Below are 16,582 nucleotides of genomic sequence, written 5' to 3'. Positions count from 1 at the left end.
GATTGCTCCGACGGATCAGGCCTACTTGACGTATTTGCGCCAGCTGTGCTCCGGGCGGAAGCCGAGAATATCCCGCGCCTTGCGGTTCGACAGCAGCGTCTCGTATTCGCCGAGTTCGGCCTTGACCGGTACGCTGGGATAGAACCGCTTCAAGAGTTCCGCGGTCGGCAGGTCGGATGAGGTATCGTCATTGGCGGCATTGAACACCTGATAGCCGAGCCCATCCTTCTCGATGGCACGCAGCGTGATCTGGCCAAGGTCGCGCGCGTCGACATAGCTCCAGGCGATGCGCTTGCGAAACCCCGGCTCAGCGAACCATTTCGGAAACAGCGAATATTCATGTGGCTCGATGACGTTGCCTATGCGCAGCGCATAGATATCGATGCCGCTGCGCAGCGCAAAGGCGCGCGCCGTCTTCTCGTTGACGACCTTGGACAGCGCGTAGCTGTCCATCGGATCGACATCATAATCCTCGTCGAGCGGGAAATACTGGGGATCACGGGGCTCGTTGGCGAACACCAGCCCATAGGTGGTTTCGCTTGAGGCAATCACTACCTTGCGGATGCCGAGCTTCACCGCCGCCTCGATGACATTGTAGGTGCCGAGCGCATTGATGCGGAACACCTCGTTGTCGGTGGTGATCATGATGCGCGGGATGGCGGCGAAATGCACCACCGCATCGACTGGCTGGGAGCGCAGCGACGGGTCGAATTCGTGCAATCCCATATAACTCGACAGCGCGTTGAACACCTGTCCGCTGTCGGTGATGTCGGTGATCAGCGTGCGCACCTTGGGATTGTCGAGCGGCTTGGTGTCGATGTTGAGCACCTGGCAGCCCTGCTCCACCAGATACTGCACGACATGGCGTCCGGCCTTGCCGCTGCCGCCGGTGAACATGATCCGCTTCGTCATTTTGCTCTCCACATCCGCTGGGATTTATGTGTATTGTCAGACAAAATCGCAATCCGCAACCACCCTCGCCTGCAAAACGGCAGCGCTGATCATCAATCATTGCAACAGGACTTGAAGACATGAACACGACTGCCGCGCGCGAAAAGATCGGCTTCATTGGCCTTGGCCTGATGGGGCACGGGATCGCCAAGAACATCGTCGACAAGGGCTACAGCCTGACCTTTCTCGGCCGCAAGAACCGCAAGCCGGCGGAGGACCTGCTTGGCCGCGGTGCGGCGGAAGTATCGACCTCGCGCGATGTCGGGGCGGCATCGGACATCGTCTTCATCTGCGTCACCGGATCGCGCGAAGTCGAGGCTATCATTCGCGGCCCCGGCGGCCTCAAGGAGGGCTTGAAAAAGGGCGCGGTCGTCGTCGACTGCTCGACCTCCGATCCGGTCTCGACCATTGCACTGGCGGCTGAACTCAAGGCTCTCGGCATCGACTATGTCGATGCGCCGCTGAGCCGCACGCCGAAGGAGGCCTGGGAAGGCACGCTCGACGCCATGGTCGGCGCGCCGGACGCCGTCTTCGCCCGGGTGAAGCCGGTGCTCGAAACCTGGGCCGGCCGGATCGTCCATATCGGCGACACCGGCGACGGCCACCGCATGAAGCTGCTCAACAACTTCATCTCACTCGGCTATGCCGCGATCTATTCGGAGGCGCTGGCGCTGGCGCAGAAAGTCGGCATCTCGCCGCCGCGCTTCGACAGCGTCATCCGCAACGGCCGCATGGATTGCGGCTTCTACCAGACCTTCATGCGCTGGACGCTGGAGGGCGACCGCGACGCCCACAAATTCTCCATCGCCAACGCCTTCAAGGACCTGACCTATCTGGAATCGATGGCCGGAGCGGCCGGCATCGCCAACCCGCTCGGCAACGCCACCAAGAACTCTTTCGCCGGCGCCTTCGCCACCGGCCCCGCCGAGCAATTCGTGCCGATGCTGGCAACCCATATCGGCAAGGTCAACGGCGTCGACCTGATGCCGACCAAGGATGACAAGAAACAGACGATTTGAGGTGAGAAGCGGTCCGCCCAACCGACGAAAAGCCAATTGCTTGGCTTTTCGAGTTTCGAACGGTGAAGGCCGGGTCCGCTTCCGGGCGGAAAAAAGGGCCAGTGGACATTTTAAAGGGAAAGCCCGAAGGGCCGGCTGTCACTGCCGCACTACCATCGCCTTGACCGTCCGATCCCTTCATCGGTGTTCTCAAGCAGTTTGTGGACGGCGTTGCGCGCGGCTGTCGGACGCCGCAGCCGGATGTTCTTCTCGATCGCCTCATGCAGCTTCTGCGCCTGCCGCTGATCACCGACCCTCTGCGTCGTGAAGTCGAAGAGATGGTCGAGTGCCGATTCGATCAGCACGCCGAGCGGAACCAGCAGATCGTTGCCGGAGGCGCGCAGGATGGCGAGATGAAAGCGCGTGTCGGCGCGGATACGCTCCTGCAGGCTCAAGGCATCGCCCATCTCGCGGCAGGCCTGGCTGATCTCGGCCATCTGCTCGTCGCTGCGCCGCATGGCGGCAAAGGCCGACGCTTCCGGCTCGATGATATGGCGAAACTCCTGCACGGTGCGCAGGAATGCCTCGCGATCGGGAGCTGTCGCGTACCAGGCCAGCACGTCGCGGTCGAGCAGGTTCCAGCGCTCTTTCGGCTCGACCCAGCTGCCGATCTTGGGGCGCGAGGCCAGAAGGCTCTTGGCCATCAGCATCTTGATCGCTTCGCGAACCGCCGAACGGCTAACGTCGAAGATTTCGGCCCATTTGGCCTCGTTGGGCAGGATGGTGCCGGGCAGATAATCGCCGCGCACGATCCTGAGACCAATCTCGCTGGCCAGCGAGACATGAACGCTCGCTCCCGAAAAGTGTGCAGCGCCAGCCCTGCGCATGACAACCGGACGGAGGCTGTCTTGTGCCTTGGCCCGGTCGGTTCGCTTCTTTGACTTCTTGTCCGGCATCCACGTTCCAATGCGTCGGCCGTCTGTCGTCCGGACTGGTCCGAACCCGCACGGCACGCCGATCTCGTTGCCGAAAAATCCAGACCATGGACGCAGCAAAGCCGGAGCCTGCCGCCCCAACCGCAGTGTCCCGTTCAGGAATCGACGGGGGGCGCCCGTTGCCGAGCGCCCCAAATCGAGAACCTACTTCTGGATGCAGGTGTCGACCGTGTCCTTGGTGCATTCGTCGAGACCGGTAAACACCGGATCGGCGACGGTCTTGCCTTCGATCAGGTCGATCATCACCGAGGGCGCCTTGTAGCCCATTTCGAACGGCCGCTGGCCGACCAGCGCGGTGACCAGGCCGTCACGAGCAATCGCCACCTCGTCGCCAATCGTGTCGGCTGCGCCGATGACGAAGTCGTTGCTGGCGATGCGGTCCTTGAGCGGCCCGAACAGATCGCGATAGGGCTGCGGCGCACCGAACAGCGGCCAGCCGCCCATGATGCCGAACGCGTCGAGCTTGGGGTTGGCGGCGAGGATATCGGTCATCGCCTGAACGCCCTTGGCGCCATCGTCATTGGTGAATACCGGGCAGCCGGCGACTTCGGTCCAGCCACCTTCGCCGGCGAGCGCCGCGAGGCCTTCCTTGCCCGACAGTGCGTCACGCATGCCTTGCGCACGACGCAAGATGTTGTCGGCCGCAGGATTGCCCTCGATGGTGCAGATCGTGCCGCCATTCGGCTTGCCCTTCTTGATGTACTCGCCGATCTTCTTGCCCATCAAATAGTTGTCGGTGCCGAGATAGGTCTTGCGCAGCGCCGCATCTTCCTTGCTGAGGTCGGCGTCGACCGTCATGATCGGGATCGTCGGATTGGCGGTCTTGATCGTCTGCGCGATCAGCGGCGCGTTGGACGGCGAAATCGCCATCGCCACGGTGTCGGCCTTGCTCAGCATGTCCTGGACGATCTGCGCCTCGCCGGCCTCGTCCGAGGTCGAAGCAGGGCCGGTGTAGAAGCATTCATATTCCGAGCTGGCGTTTTCCTTGTTCCATTTCTCGCAACCCTGGTGGATGGCTTCGAAGAACGGATTGTCGAGACCTTTCACGACAATGACGAGCTGTTTCTTGGCCAAAGCCGGTCCGGCGCCAAGCGCCATCATGGCGGCGGCGGCAAGCAAAAGTGATTTCCTCATATCAGTCCTCCCTTGAAACAGACGGACACGGCGTGCCCGCCACACAGATCGACCGGACGCGTGATGACCGAGGTTCGTTTCGCGAGCTCTCGTGTCGCCAAGACAGATCGATAAGTATTTCCAGATGCGGCCTTGGACCGGCTCAACACACGGGGTGCAGCCGGAACCTCGACCGATAAACCTCCACCGATTCCACCCGGCGAACCGCAGGCAGGGACCGGCATAATCTCCTCCGACGCTTAGCTAATATCGGCTCGCCGCCAACGTCAATGCTATTTGTCCTACAAAACGGATTTTTAGAATAATCCAACCTTAATTCGTCCGACAATTGATTGACGCGCGCCGGCTTTTGCGTAAAAGAACGCTAACGCTGTTTCCGGGAGGAGCTGGGAAGAGCGAGGCCAAAGCAGCGCCGGCATTGACGCCGGGAACAGCAGCAGGTCGCAAAGCACGGGGAGGCAAGAAGGCTGGTGGCGGTTCTCGAACTCACCAACATATCGAAGCATTTCGGCGCCATCCAGGCGGTCAACGACGTGTCTTTGTCGATCGAGCCCGGCCAGGTGGTCGGCCTGATGGGCGACAATGGCGCCGGCAAGTCGACGCTGGTCAAGATGATCGCTGGCAATTTCCGCCCGAGCCACGGCACCATGCAAATGGACGGCAAGGATTTGATCTTGCACAAGCCGGTCGAAGCCCGCCAGCACGGCATTGAGATCGTCCACCAGGACCTGGCGCTCTGCAACAATCTGACGGCAGCGGCGAATGTCTATCTCGGCCGTGAATTGCGCCGCGGCGTCGGCCCCTTCCGCATCCTCGACTACGCTTCTATGTACAAGCGCGCCGGCCAGATCTTCGCGGAGCTCAAGTCCGAGACCCGCCCGCGCGACCTCGTCAAGCAGATGTCGGGTGGCCAGCGCCAGGCGGTGGCAATCGCCCGCACCATGCTGTCGCAAGCCAAGATCGTGCTGATGGACGAGCCAACGGCGGCGATCTCGGTGCGGCAGGTCGCCGAGGTGCTCAACCTGATCCGCCATTTGCGCGACCAGGGCATCGCCGTCGTGCTGATCAGCCACCGCATGCCCGACGTTTTCACCGTCGCCGACCGCGTCATCGTCATGCGGCGTGGCCGCAAGGTCGCCGACAAGACGATCGCGTCCAGCTCGCCCGAGGAAGTCACTGGGCTGATCACTGGTGCTATCGAACAGGTTTGATTTCAGCGCGTTTCACCGACAGATAAAGGTCGATAATGGCAGTCACCCTTGACCAGACGATCGCACAGAAACAGCACACCTTGCTGTCGAAGCTGTTTGCCAGCCAGACCTTCTGGGTGGTGATCGCGGTCATCCTCGCCTGCCTGTTCCTGTCGTTTGCCACCGACGCCTTCGCCACGCAGAAGAACCTCTACAACATCACCCGCAACATCACCTTCGTCGCCATCATCGCGCTCGGCATGACCTTCGTCATCATCACCGGCGGCATCGACCTCTCGGTCGGTTCGGTGCTGTGCCTGTCGTCGATGGTGCTGGCCGTCACCATGCATGCCGGCTACTCGATCGAGATCGGCATCCTGGCCTCTATCTCCACCGCGCTTGCCATCGGCGCCTTCAACGGCATTCTGATCGCCTATCTCGGCTTCCCGCCGTTCGTGGTGACGCTCGGCATGTTGTCGATCGCCCGCAGCCTGGCCATGGTCGCCTCCAACAACACCGTCGTTTTCCAGTTCGGACCGGACCACAACAAGCTGCTGGCGCTGGGCGGCGGCGCCTGGGTGTTCGGCATCGCCAATCCAGTGCTTTACATGATCCTTCTGGCGCTGATCACCGGCTTCATCCTGCGCTGGACCAAGTTCGGCCGGCACATCTTCGCCATCGGCGGCAATGAGCATGCTGCGACGCTGACCGGCGTTCCGGTGCGCCAGATCAAGGTCGCCGTCTACATGATTTCTGCGCTGTCGGCTGGCATTGCCGGTATCATCCAGACTGGATGGCTGGGCGCCGTCACCACCAATCTCGGCACTGGCATGGAGCTTCAGGTCATCGCCGCCACCGTCATCGGCGGCGCCAACCTTGCCGGCGGCGTTGGTACCGCCTTCGGGGCCATCGTCGGCGCGGCGCTCATCGAGGTGATCCGCAACAGTCTCGGCCTGCTCGGCATCAATGCGTTCTGGCAAGGCGTGTTCATCGGCGGCGCCATCCTGCTGGCGGTTCTTTTCGACCGCATCCGCAATTTCCGCCGCAACGACTAGGACCATGATCCCGAAAAGTGGAAACCGGTTTTCTCGGACAAACGGAAGCCGTTTGTCCGAGATCATGGTCGAACAAAAGACAGCCTGATGGCAAACTCGCTGTTCAGCCTTGAGGGCCGGCTGGCGCTGGTAACCGGCTCTGGTCAGGGCATAGGTTTTGCCCTGGCGCGCGGCCTGGCTGAACATGGCGCCGGCGTAGTGCTGAACGGCCGCGATGCCGCCAGGATCGGCGGCGCCGTCGAAAAGCTGCGCGATGCCGGCTTCAAGGCGCACGCCTCGACCTTTGACGTCACCGATTTTCAAGCCGTCAACGCCGACATCGCCCGCATCGAAGCCGAGATCGGCGCCATCGATATCCTCGTCAACAACGCCGGCGTGCAGTTCCGCGCCCCGCTCGAGGACTTTCCCGAGGAGCAATGGGAGCGGCTGTTCAAGACCAATGTCTCGGGCGCCTTCCATGCCGGCAAGGCGGTCGCCCGCCACATGATCGCGCGCGGCATGGGCAAGATCATCAACATCGGCTCGGTGCAGAGCGAACTGGCCCGGCCGAACATCGCGCCCTACACCGCAACCAAGGGCGCGATCAGGAATCTGACCAGGGGCATGTGCGCCGACTGGGCGAAATACGGCCTGCAGATCAACGCGATCGCGCCCGGTTACTTCCGAACCGAAATGAACCAGGCGCTGGTCGACAATCCCGAATTTTCCGCCTGGCTGGAGAAGCGCACGCCTGCCGGGCGCTGGGGCAATGTCGACGAACTGATCGGCGCCGCCGTGTTCCTCGCCTCCGACGCATCGTCCTTCGTCAACGGCCATACGCTCTATGTCGACGGCGGCATGACGGCTTCGGTTTGAGCCACCAACGCCGGCGCGGCCATCCAACCGTTGTTCGGTTCACTGCCTATCGCTCAGTCTGAAAATCCACCGGCATTGGCCGTCATCCACCCTCGCCACAGGCCCACGTCTTGACGCGGCCCCGAACTCAGCCGCACAATCCGCCCCGCAGGCGAAGGGAGGCCAGTCGTCTGCGGGAGGAATACCCATGACGGAAGCGATCAGGCTCTACTGGGGCCGGTTCGGACATGTTTCTGTCCTGAATGTCGCAAGCGACTTCGTCACCCATGCCCACGTCGAAGCACATTTGATCATCTGGCTTGAAGGCACGGCCGGCGAGATGACCATCGGCCGCGAGACGGTACGGCTTGGCCCGCGCACCGCCGCCGGCATCAACTCCTTTCAGCCGCACAGCCATGTCCTGTCGCGGAACGGGACGCCGGGCCTGTTCCTCGCCTTCTACATCGATCCCGACTGGGCGCGGCGCCGCCGCGACCTGCCTTCGTCCGCACCGCTGTTCTCGCAGGCCGCAATCACGCTGGAGCCCTGGCTGCACCAAGCCGCCGCCAGTCTGCTCGATCACCTCATCGACAATGAAAGCGTCGACGATGTCGCCAATAACGAGATCGAGCGTTTCATCGACAGCGTCCTCGATGCCGCGGACGCTTCGGCGCCGCAGGAAGCCCGCGTCCGCATAAACACCATGCAGGATTTCCGCGTCCGCAAGGCAATCCAGTTGATGAAGGCCAATGTCTGCGAGCGCATCTGCTTCGACGATGTGGCGCGCGCCGTCGGCCTGTCGCGGCCGCACTTCTTCGCCCTGTTCAAGGAACAGACCAATCTGACACCCAATGTCTACTGGAACACGCTGCGCATGGAGGAAGCGGTGCGGCAATTGCAGTGGTCGCAGGAGCCGCTGATTTCGGTCGCCTGCAATCTCGGCTTCACCACGCAGGGCAATTTCTCGCGCTTCTTCCGGGACCATGTCGGCGTGCCGCCGACGCTCTACCGTGAAGCGGCGCGGATGATGGCCTGAGCCAACCGGCCGCCACCCTTTTTCAGACTCCCACCGTTTTTCAGACTCCTTGATACGGGCTCAAGACGCATTGATAAGCGCCTTTGACTTGGCCGCCCTACCCTTGCCCAACTGCCGCATCTGCAAGGGACATCCATATGGCGAACGTCACCATCTCAAGCGTCATCGACGCGCCGGTCGAACAGGTCTGGGCGCGCATTCGCGACTTTAACGGCCTGCCAGGCTGGCACCCGCGAATGGTGGAAAGCCATATCGAGGACGGCAAGGACGCCTCGACGATCGGCTGCGTGCGCAATTTCCAGCTCGCCAGTGGCGCCCGCATTCGCGAAAAGCTGCTCGACTTCTCCGACAACAATTTCCTCGTCAGCTACTCGATCCTGGAGACGCCGCAGCCGCTCACCAACCACAAGGCGACGCTGCAGCTCAGGCGCGTGACGGATGGCGACCGAACCTATGCCGAATGGACCGCCAGCTTCGACGCAGCGCCGGAGGAAGTCGGCAAGCTGGCCGAGGGCATGGGCGCCAATGTCTTCCAGGGCGGCTTCAATGCCCTGAAGAGCCATTTCGCCGGCCAGAGCTGAGGGAGCCTGGCTATGGCGCTAGCACTGCAGACTTTTGTGACGGTGAAGGAGGCCAACGCGGCGCTGAAATCCCAGGGCACCCGCTATCTCGGTGGCGGCACGCTGGTCGTGCGCGCCGCCAATGAAGGCGATGTTTCGGTCTCCAACCTGATCCGTTCGACCGAGCCGTCGCTTTCAGCGATTGCCGTCACCGACGGCAAGGCCCGCATCGGCGCTTCGGTCACCATGGCGGCGATCGCCCGTCATCCGGATCTCGGCTTCCTTGCCAAGGCCGCGCGCGCCGTCGGCGGCCCGGCGGTCCGCAACATGGCGACCGTTGGCGGCAATCTGTTCGCACCGGCGCCTTATGGCGACTTCGCCGTTGCCCTGCTGGCGCTCGATGCCACGATTGGCACCGATGACGGCGAAACGCCGATCGAGACCTTTCTGACCCGGCGCGACAGCAACCGCGCTATCGTCACGTCGGTCGCTTTCGCGCTTCCGAAGGCAGACGGCTTTCGCTTCCTGAAAGTGTCGCGGGTCAAGCCGAAGGGCGTCTCGGTGCTCAGCATCGCCGCCGTACTTGAACTGGCCGGCGACGGCGCCGTGTCCTCGGCGCGGATCGCGCTCGGCTGTATGGCAGACCGGCCGATGCGCGCCAAGGCGGCGGAAAAAGCATTGATCGGCCAAAGCCTGACCAAGGACGGCATCGCCTCGGCGCTCGCCGTGGGCAACGAAGGCACCTCGCCCGTCACCGATCCGATCGCCAGCGCTTGGTATCGCAACGAAGTTCTTCCGGTCCATCTCGGCCGGCTGCTGCTGACCTGAAACACCCGTTGGGGGGCGCGCGTCTGTCCGATCAATCGGGCAGGCGCGCAAGGAGGAAACATGGCAAAGGTCCCGGTCCAGTTCACGCTCAACGGTTCTGAAAAGGCCGAATTCATCGACAGCGGCACGACGCTGCTCCACGCCCTCCGCGACAAGATCGGCGACACCTCGCCGAAAGGCGGCTGCCATCAAGGCACCTGCGGCGCCTGCTCGGTCATCATCGACGGCGAGCTCCGGCTGTCCTGCCTGACGCTGGCCGAGGCCTGCAATGGTGCTGCCATCACGACGACATCGGGCCTTTCGGATGGTGGCGTCCTGCACCCGCTGCAGCACGCTTTCCTCGACACCTTCGCCACGCAATGCGGCTTCTGCACGCCGGGCATGATCATGGCCGCCAAGGTGCTGCTCGACCATACACCCAATCCCAGCCGCGACGACGTGGTCGAGGCGCTGTCGGGCAACATCTGCCGCTGTACCGGCTACGAGCCGATCATCCAGGCGGTGCTGCGTGCAGCCCGCGCCAATTCGCAGAACGCGGCCTGAGGGAAGCAAACATGGAACTGCGCAAGAGCTACTTCGCCGATGTCCGCAAGGATGATCTGCACGAGATCGGCCAGCCCCGGCCGCGCTCGGATTCACCCGGTCATGTCACCGGCAAGACCGCTTTTTTCGCCGACCGCAGTTTCCACGGCATGCTGCACCTGAAGATGGTGCGCAGCCCGCATCATCACGCCCGCATCCGCTCAATCGACACCTCGGAGGCCGAAAAGCATCCAGGCGTGGTGAAAATCCTTACCGCCAAGGACGTGCCGCACAATGTCTACACCATCCTGATCCTGATCCAGATTGGACCGGAGGACGAGACGGTGCTGGCCGACGGCAAAGTGCGCTGGAAGGGCGAGGCCGTGGTCGCCGTTCTGGCCGAAACCGAGCGCGCCGCCCAAGAAGCCGCCGCCAAGGTCAAGGTCGACTATGAAGTGCTGCCGGCCGTCTTCGACATGGAGGAGGCGCTGAAGCCCGGCGCGCCGCTGGTCAACGAGTACCATGGCCAGAATTATTATCTCTATGACAGCGGCGAATGCCGCAAGGTGCGTTTCGGCGATGTCGAGGCAGGCTTCGCGGCCGCCGACCACGTCCTCGAGCAGAGCTACCAGTCCTCGCCGATCGAGCATGCGCCCACCGAGACCACCGGCTGCGTGGTGGCGCCCGAAGGCAATGACCGCTTCACCTGCTACACCAATACGCAGGCGATGTTCTTCACCCTCGACAACGCCTCGATCATCCTGCAAATGCCCGGCAACAAGCTCCATTTCGTCGGCGGCACCGTCGGCGGCGGCTTCGGCGGCAAGGTCGACGTCATCGTCGAGCCGATCGCCATTCTCGGCGCCAAGCTCACCGGCCGTCCGGTTTCCTTCATCTACAGCCGCGAGGAGGAGATGCAGATCTCCTCGCCGCGCGCCGCCGAAAAGGTGGTCATCAGGGACGGCGTCATGAAGGACGGCCGCATCGTCGCGCGCAAGGTCACCGGCTATACCGACGCCGGCGCCTATTCGCGCCATTCGCCCTACGGCGCGCAGAAGGGCGCCGGCCACTATCCCGGCCCCTACACCATCCCCAATGTCTGGATCGACACCTACTGCGTCTACACCAACCGCACGCCCTCCTCCGCAATGCGCGGCTTCGGCGTCACCATTGGCGACTTCGCTCTGGAGGTGCAGATGGACAAGCTGGCGCGGCTGATCGGCATGGATCCGCTCGAATTCCGCTTCATCAACGCCTATCGTGACGGCGACATGAAGGCGCATCGCCAGCCGACCGAGGGTGCGGCGCTGATCGAGTGCATGCAGGAAGCCTCGCGCGCCGCCAACTGGCCTGTGGCGGAAAAATTCATGGCGATGTCATCCTACGTGAAGGGAGCTTGAGATGGCGATCAGGCGCGGACGCGGTGTTGCCGCCATCAACTATCCGACCGGCATGAACCTTGGCGGCGACCCGACCCAGGCGCTGGTGCATTCGACGCCGACCGGCAATTTCATGGTCACGCTGTCATCGGTCGATCTCGGCCAGGGCATGAAGCAGATCATGGCACAAATCTGCGCCGAGACCATCGGCGTGCCGACCGACCGCGTCGTCGTCGACACCGCCGACACCGACACCGGCCCGCACTGCATGGGCACCTTCGCCTCGCGCGGCACCCACCGCGCCGGCAACGCCGTCATCCAGGCCGCCAGGGAAGCCCGTCAGGTGATGCTGGAAGTGGCCGCAGAAGAGCTGGAAGTGAACGCCTCCGACCTCGAGACCGACGGACAGGGCAACATCCTGGTCAAGGGCGCGCCGCAAAAATCGATCTCGATCTTCGATGTCGCGCTGTCGGCACATTTCAAGCGCGGCCGCTCGATCTCCGGCCGCGGCATGTTCCTGATCCCGCGCTCCTATCCCGAGAAAGAGACCGGAGCGATGAAACCGTCGACCTGCTATGCGCATGCCTGCACCGTGGCCGAGGTCGAGGTCGACGACGAGACCGGCGAGGTCACCGTGCTGACGGTGAAGAACGTTTTTGAGATCGGCCGTGCGCTGAACCCGAAAATGGTCGAGCAGCAGCTGGTCGGCGGGTCATGGATGGGCATCAGCCACGCGCTCTACGAAACGACCGAGCCCTATTATCCCAACCGCGATCATGGCGGCACCGACTTCAACCAGTATCTGATGCCCGGCCCCGGCGATCTTGCCGAGACCGAGATCATTGTGCTGGAGAGGCCATCGGCCGACGGGCCCTATGGCGCCAAGGGACCGGGCGAAATGTGCGCCAATCCGCAGATACCAGCGCTTGCCAATGCCGTCTTCGACGCCGTCGGCGTGCGCATCGACACGTTGCCGATCACGCCGGAGCGCATCCTGCGCGCGCTCAGGGCGCAAGCGGCGAACTGAGTGATCGAAATGCCCGAGGTGAATGCCGAGACATCAGCGACCTCACCGGAGGCAGTGGCGGAGCAGCTGGCCGCCTCGCGCTATCTAGCCGATGACAGCCTGGCAACCGCCATCTTCCTGGCTATCCGGCTGGGCAAGCCGCTGCTGCTCGAAGGCGCGCCGGGCGTCGGCAAGACGGAAGCGGCCAAGGCAATCGCGCAGCTGCTCGGCCGCGATCTCGTACGGCTGCAATGCTACGAAGGCATCGACGCCGCGCACGCGCTCTACGAATGGAACTACCAGCGCCAGTTGCTCGCCATCCGCCATGCCGGCGAGCACGAGATCGACATCTATGACGACCGTTTCCTGATCGCCCGGCCGCTGCTGCAGGTGCTGAAGGCGCCCGAGCAGCGTGTGCTGCTGGTCGACGAGATCGACCGATCGGACCATGAATTCGAGGCGCTGCTTCTGGAATTCCTCTCCGATTTCCAGATCAGCATTCCCGAGCGCGGAACCATCCGCGCCAAAGCTCAGCCGATCGTCATCCTGACCTCGAACCGCACCCGCGAACTCGCCGAGGCGCTGCGCCGACGCTGCGTCTACCACTGGATCGGCTATCCCGACGCCGAGCGCGAGGCCGCCATCATCATGCTGCGCGCCGGCGATGTGGCGCAACACACCGCACGCGCAGTGGCGGCAGCCGTGCAGAGCATCCGTGCCCGCCCGCTGGCCAAGCCGCCCGGCATTGCCGAGGCGGTCGAATGGGCCAACGCAGCGACCATTCTGGAAAGGGGCGGCAGCCCGTGGCCTGAAGCCTTCCGCCGAGCCATCGGCGTGCTGATCAAGGACGAGGAGGACCTGACCTACATCGCGCCGGAGCTTGGCCGGATTGTCGAGGAGGCCATGGCGTGAGCGCGGAGCGCCTACCAGCCCTGCCCCGCGCGGCCACGCCGTTCCTCGGCTTCGGCCGGCTGCTGCGCCGTTACGGTTTCGCCGTCGCGCCGGGGCAGGTGTCCGGCTTCATGCAAGCCGTGACATTGCTCGGGCCGCGTTCGATGGCCGACATCCGCGAAGCCGCCCTTGCCACGCTGGCCCCGCCGCCCGACCGCCGCGAAGAATTCGAGGCGCATTTCCAGAACCATTTCTACGGCAACGCATCCGCCGTGGTCGAAGGAGACGGAGATGAGGAAACCAATATCAAGGATGATGGCGGCGCTGACGACGAACGGATCGAAGCCGAGCACAGCCAAGAAGGTGGCGAACTGTCCTCGGCCCTGGAGCAATTGAGCGCGCGCGATTTCCAGCGCGACGACGATAGGCTGGCCGCCTTCCGCCGCAAGCTGTCCTCGGCCTTGCCTGCCCGCCGCTCCTTCCGCACCGTGCGCACCCACTCGCGCGGCAAACTCGATCTGCGCCGGTCGCTCAGGGAAATCGTCAGTGCCGATGGCGACGTACCCTCGCCACTGCTGCGTCGCCGGCAGACTGTGCCGCGCAAGCTGCTGATCCTGATCGACGTCTCCGGCTCGATGAAGCTGCACACGTCAGACTATCTCAAGCTCGCCCATGCCGCAGTGCAAGGTGCTGACCGCGCTGAAATCTTCACCTTCGGCACACGGCTGACCCGCATCACCGCCGCACTGCGCATTCGCGACCGCGACCAGGCGCTGGCCCGCGCGGCAGCGCAGGTCGACGACTGGGACGGCGGCACCCGCATGGGGCCGACGCTACTCGCTTTCCTGTCGGTGCCACGCTTCTCCGCCTTCGCCCGTGGTGCCGCGGTCGTCATCCTCTCCGATGCGCTGGAGCGCGGCGATCATGCCGCACTAGAGACAGCGATGCGTCGGCTGAGCGCGCGCGCTTTCCGATTGTCTCTCGCGACGCCGCTGGCCGGCGATCCGCGCTTCCGGCCGGCAACGGCCGCACTGCGCGCCATCCTGCCGGTGCTCGACGATCTCATCGACGGCTCGTCGCTCAAGGGCCTCACCGATTTCATCCTGTCGCTCGCCCGCCCAGCCCCGGCAGCGGCGGCAATCTGGAAGAGGGTTTCGTGATGCAGAAAGCAATCGACGCGCATTTCCACATCTGGCGCCAGCAGGACCAGCCCTGGCTGGTCGGACCGATGGTGCCGCGCATCTTTGGCCCCTATGAGCCGATCCGCCGCGACTACCCGATCGAGGAATTTTTGGCCGACCAGAAGGCATCGGGCGTCGAGAAAGCCGTCTATGTCCAGACCAACTGGGCCAAGGAGGATTTCGAGAAGGAGGTCGCCTTCCTGCAGAAAACCGCAGATGAGACCGGCTGGCCACACGCCATCGTCGGCTACACCGACATGACCGTGGACGATATCAGGCCCCAGATCGACCGGCTGAAGAAATATCCGCTGCTGCGCGGCGTGCGCATGCAATTGCACTGGCACGAGACGCCGGCCTTTCGCTTCGCCACTTCGGCCGACCAGGTCATCGATCCCAAGGTCCGCGCCAATGTCGCCCGGCTGAAGCACTACGGCCTGTCCTTCGACCTTCAGCTATTCCCTGCCCAGATGAAGGACGGGCTGACGCTGGTCGGCGAGAACCCGGAGACCAATTTCATCCTCACCCATGCCGGCATGCTCACCGGCATGGAGCCCGAAATCACGGAAGCCTGGAAGGCAGGCCTGCGCACGCTGTCGGCCGCGCCCAATTTCCATGCAAAACTGTCCGGCCTCGGCACCTTCGTCCATCGCAACGACCCAGCGTTGATCGCCTATATCGTCGACAATGCGATCGACATCCTGGGCGCGGACCACCTGATGTTCGGCTCGAACTTCCCGATCGAGAAACTGTGGACCAGCCACGCCGAACTGATCAAGGCGCATCGCGCGGCGGTGTCAAAGCACGGCGCGAAAGCTGAGGCGGATATTTTCTGGAACACGGCCGAGAGAGTTTATCGGCCTGCATAGCACACGCCTTCCCTTCTCATTTCAAGAAAGTGGCCAAGCGCCTGTGATGGATCTGCTCACAACGGCCGGCCTAAAACCTGGACCATATGCCGTTTTGCCCCAATGCTGACTGGCCCCGCCGTCCGCATTGGCTTGAAGCCCTGCCGCTGCCAAAAGCGAAGAGCCTGCTCATTTTCTGTGATCACGCCGAGTTCCACCCACTTGACGTTCTGGGATTTCAGCCACCTGAAAAAGTCGTCGCACAGTGTACGCCCCAACCCTCTTCCGCGAAGTGCTTTGTCGATCATGAACAACGCGATCCACCAACACTCCACTCGCGGATAATTGCGGTCGCAGGCCAGCAAGCCTACAAGTTCACCATCGATCGCCTTCACCCCGAATATGAACTTGTCGGCCTCCGTCCGGTTCGGTGGAAAGTTCTCAAATTCCTCCTTTGCCGTGGCAGCGTCGGGCGGCTCGCCTCGTTCCAGCACGACATAGTCAGAGCAGCCCTGATACAGCGGCACCAGTCGTGAAGCGTCAATTCCAATCAGGCCTTCAATCTCGTAGCCAGAGAGCGACGTGGGAAATCTGGTGCTTTTGTCCATGAAAGTTCCAGCCGCGGGAAGCAACCGCCCTCACTTCACCTCGAACTGCGGATCGACGGGGATCTGCATCGCCGTGACCAGATGGTTGGTCTGGCCGGCCAGCCCGATGATCGAAACCAGTTCGCCATGCTGCACGTCTGTCATGCCCTTCGCCCGGGCCGCCGCCGTGTGCGAGTGGACGCAGTAGGAGCAGCCATTGGCGGTCGACACCGCGATATAGATCATTTCCTTGGTCAATGGATCGAGGGCGCTCTCAGCGACCATCACCACCTTCAACTGTTCCCAGATCCGCTTCAGCGCCGGTGGATCATTGGCCAGCCCGCGCCAGAAATTGTTGACGAAATCGGATTTGCGAGTCGCGCGGATGTCGTCGAACACCGCCTTCACAGCCGGGATCTTCTCCACCTCGGCATCGCTCAGAAGTTTTGTGGTGGCCATGGCTGGTCCTTTCGTTTAGATCGTCGTGTGAATTAAATCAGATCTTGAGCAATCGCAGCCAATCCATTTGCCCGATTCACTTTTTAGCGACGGCATGGCGATTCAGGTCAGGAAGCACAAGAAGTCGCCAT

Annotated in this window: 18 protein-coding genes; 13 read left to right on the top strand and 5 right to left on the bottom strand. The window is 63.0% G+C overall.

Going from position 1 to position 16,582, the window contains the following annotated elements:
* Positions 1-21: 21 nt before the first annotated feature.
* Complete coding sequence (locus tag AC1D2G_RS08905) at positions 22-912, bottom strand: NAD-dependent epimerase/dehydratase family protein (protein WP_477413362.1); 891 nt, start codon at positions 910-912, stop codon at positions 22-24.
* Positions 913-1,031: 119 nt separating this feature from the next.
* Between AC1D2G_RS08905 and AC1D2G_RS08900 the strand changes: the two genes are divergently transcribed.
* Positions 1,032-1,970, top strand: coding sequence for an NAD(P)-dependent oxidoreductase (locus AC1D2G_RS08900; protein ID WP_477413360.1), 939 nt, complete (start codon positions 1,032-1,034; stop codon positions 1,968-1,970).
* A 149-nt stretch (positions 1,971-2,119) separates the two neighbouring features.
* On the opposite strand, the gene AC1D2G_RS08895 is transcribed toward AC1D2G_RS08900, so the two are convergent.
* Together AC1D2G_RS08895 and AC1D2G_RS08890 are read right to left on the bottom strand one after the other, a co-directional pair.
* Positions 2,120-2,905 (bottom strand): FadR/GntR family transcriptional regulator, encoded by a 786-nt coding sequence (locus AC1D2G_RS08895; RefSeq protein ID WP_095091450.1) that lies wholly within the window; start codon positions 2,903-2,905, stop codon positions 2,120-2,122.
* A gap of 183 nt (positions 2,906-3,088) precedes the next feature.
* Positions 3,089-4,078 (bottom strand): sugar-binding protein, encoded by a 990-nt coding sequence (locus AC1D2G_RS08890; RefSeq protein ID WP_095091449.1) that lies wholly within the window; start codon positions 4,076-4,078, stop codon positions 3,089-3,091.
* Positions 4,079-4,548: 470 nt separating this feature from the next.
* Between AC1D2G_RS08890 and AC1D2G_RS08885 the strand changes: the two genes are divergently transcribed.
* From AC1D2G_RS08885 to AC1D2G_RS08830, 12 genes are all read left to right on the top strand, one after another.
* Positions 4,549-5,289 carry an ATP-binding cassette domain-containing protein gene (locus AC1D2G_RS08885; RefSeq protein ID WP_095091448.1) on the top strand — a complete coding sequence of 247 codons (741 nt, stop codon included), beginning with the start codon at positions 4,549-4,551 and terminating at the stop codon, positions 5,287-5,289.
* Between the two features lie 35 nt (positions 5,290-5,324).
* Positions 5,325-6,323: an ABC transporter permease gene (locus AC1D2G_RS08880; protein ID WP_477413358.1), complete on the top strand. Its 999-nt coding sequence runs from the start codon at positions 5,325-5,327 to the stop codon at positions 6,321-6,323.
* 87 nt (positions 6,324-6,410) lie between these two features.
* A complete protein-coding gene (locus tag AC1D2G_RS08875) occupies positions 6,411-7,178 on the top strand; it encodes an SDR family oxidoreductase (RefSeq protein ID WP_477413356.1) in 768 nt (255 codons plus the stop codon).
* A gap of 187 nt (positions 7,179-7,365) precedes the next feature.
* On the top strand, positions 7,366-8,193 hold the full coding sequence (locus AC1D2G_RS08870) for a helix-turn-helix domain-containing protein (RefSeq protein WP_477413354.1): 828 nt from the start codon (positions 7,366-7,368) through the stop codon (positions 8,191-8,193).
* Positions 8,194-8,330: 137 nt separating this feature from the next.
* Complete coding sequence (locus tag AC1D2G_RS08865) at positions 8,331-8,774, top strand: SRPBCC family protein (RefSeq protein WP_477413352.1); 444 nt, start codon at positions 8,331-8,333, stop codon at positions 8,772-8,774.
* Between the two features lie 12 nt (positions 8,775-8,786).
* A complete protein-coding gene (locus tag AC1D2G_RS08860) occupies positions 8,787-9,581 on the top strand; it encodes an FAD binding domain-containing protein (RefSeq protein ID WP_477413350.1) in 795 nt (264 codons plus the stop codon).
* Between the two features lie 60 nt (positions 9,582-9,641).
* The gene (locus AC1D2G_RS08855) at positions 9,642-10,124 is read left to right on the top strand and encodes a (2Fe-2S)-binding protein (RefSeq protein WP_477413348.1); all 483 of its coding nucleotides are present in this window, start codon (positions 9,642-9,644) and stop codon (positions 10,122-10,124) included.
* A gap of 11 nt (positions 10,125-10,135) precedes the next feature.
* Positions 10,136-11,503 (top strand): xanthine dehydrogenase family protein molybdopterin-binding subunit, encoded by a 1,368-nt coding sequence (locus AC1D2G_RS08850; RefSeq protein ID WP_477413346.1) that lies wholly within the window; start codon positions 10,136-10,138, stop codon positions 11,501-11,503.
* Position 11,504: 1 nt separating this feature from the next.
* Complete coding sequence (locus tag AC1D2G_RS08845; protein WP_477413344.1) at positions 11,505-12,509, top strand: xanthine dehydrogenase family protein molybdopterin-binding subunit; 1,005 nt, start codon at positions 11,505-11,507, stop codon at positions 12,507-12,509.
* Positions 12,510-12,518: 9 nt separating this feature from the next.
* Entirely contained in the window at positions 12,519-13,400 is an 882-nt protein-coding gene (locus AC1D2G_RS08840) for an AAA family ATPase (RefSeq protein ID WP_477413613.1), read from the top strand.
* A gap of 62 nt (positions 13,401-13,462) precedes the next feature.
* Complete coding sequence (locus tag AC1D2G_RS08835; protein ID WP_477413611.1) at positions 13,463-14,539, top strand: vWA domain-containing protein; 1,077 nt, start codon at positions 13,463-13,465, stop codon at positions 14,537-14,539.
* Positions 14,539-15,426: an amidohydrolase family protein gene (locus AC1D2G_RS08830; protein ID WP_477413609.1), complete on the top strand. Its 888-nt coding sequence runs from the start codon at positions 14,539-14,541 to the stop codon at positions 15,424-15,426. Before AC1D2G_RS08835 ends, AC1D2G_RS08830 begins: the two co-directional genes overlap by 1 nt.
* Positions 15,427-15,482: 56 nt before the next feature.
* Here AC1D2G_RS08830 and AC1D2G_RS08825 read toward each other — a convergent pair whose 3' ends face one another.
* Together AC1D2G_RS08825 and AC1D2G_RS08820 are read right to left on the bottom strand one after the other, a co-directional pair.
* Positions 15,483-16,013 carry an N-acetyltransferase family protein gene (locus AC1D2G_RS08825; protein WP_477397928.1) on the bottom strand — a complete coding sequence of 177 codons (531 nt, stop codon included), beginning with the start codon at positions 16,011-16,013 and terminating at the stop codon, positions 15,483-15,485.
* Between the two features lie 30 nt (positions 16,014-16,043).
* Positions 16,044-16,451 carry a carboxymuconolactone decarboxylase family protein gene (locus AC1D2G_RS08820; RefSeq protein ID WP_477413342.1) on the bottom strand — a complete coding sequence of 136 codons (408 nt, stop codon included), beginning with the start codon at positions 16,449-16,451 and terminating at the stop codon, positions 16,044-16,046.
* Positions 16,452-16,582: the final 131 nt, after the last annotated feature.

Source organism: Mesorhizobium sp. P2_C7 (assembly GCF_056404515.1).
Note: the sequence above shows the minus strand (reverse complement) of the source record. Positions and strands in the feature narration are given on the sequence as shown.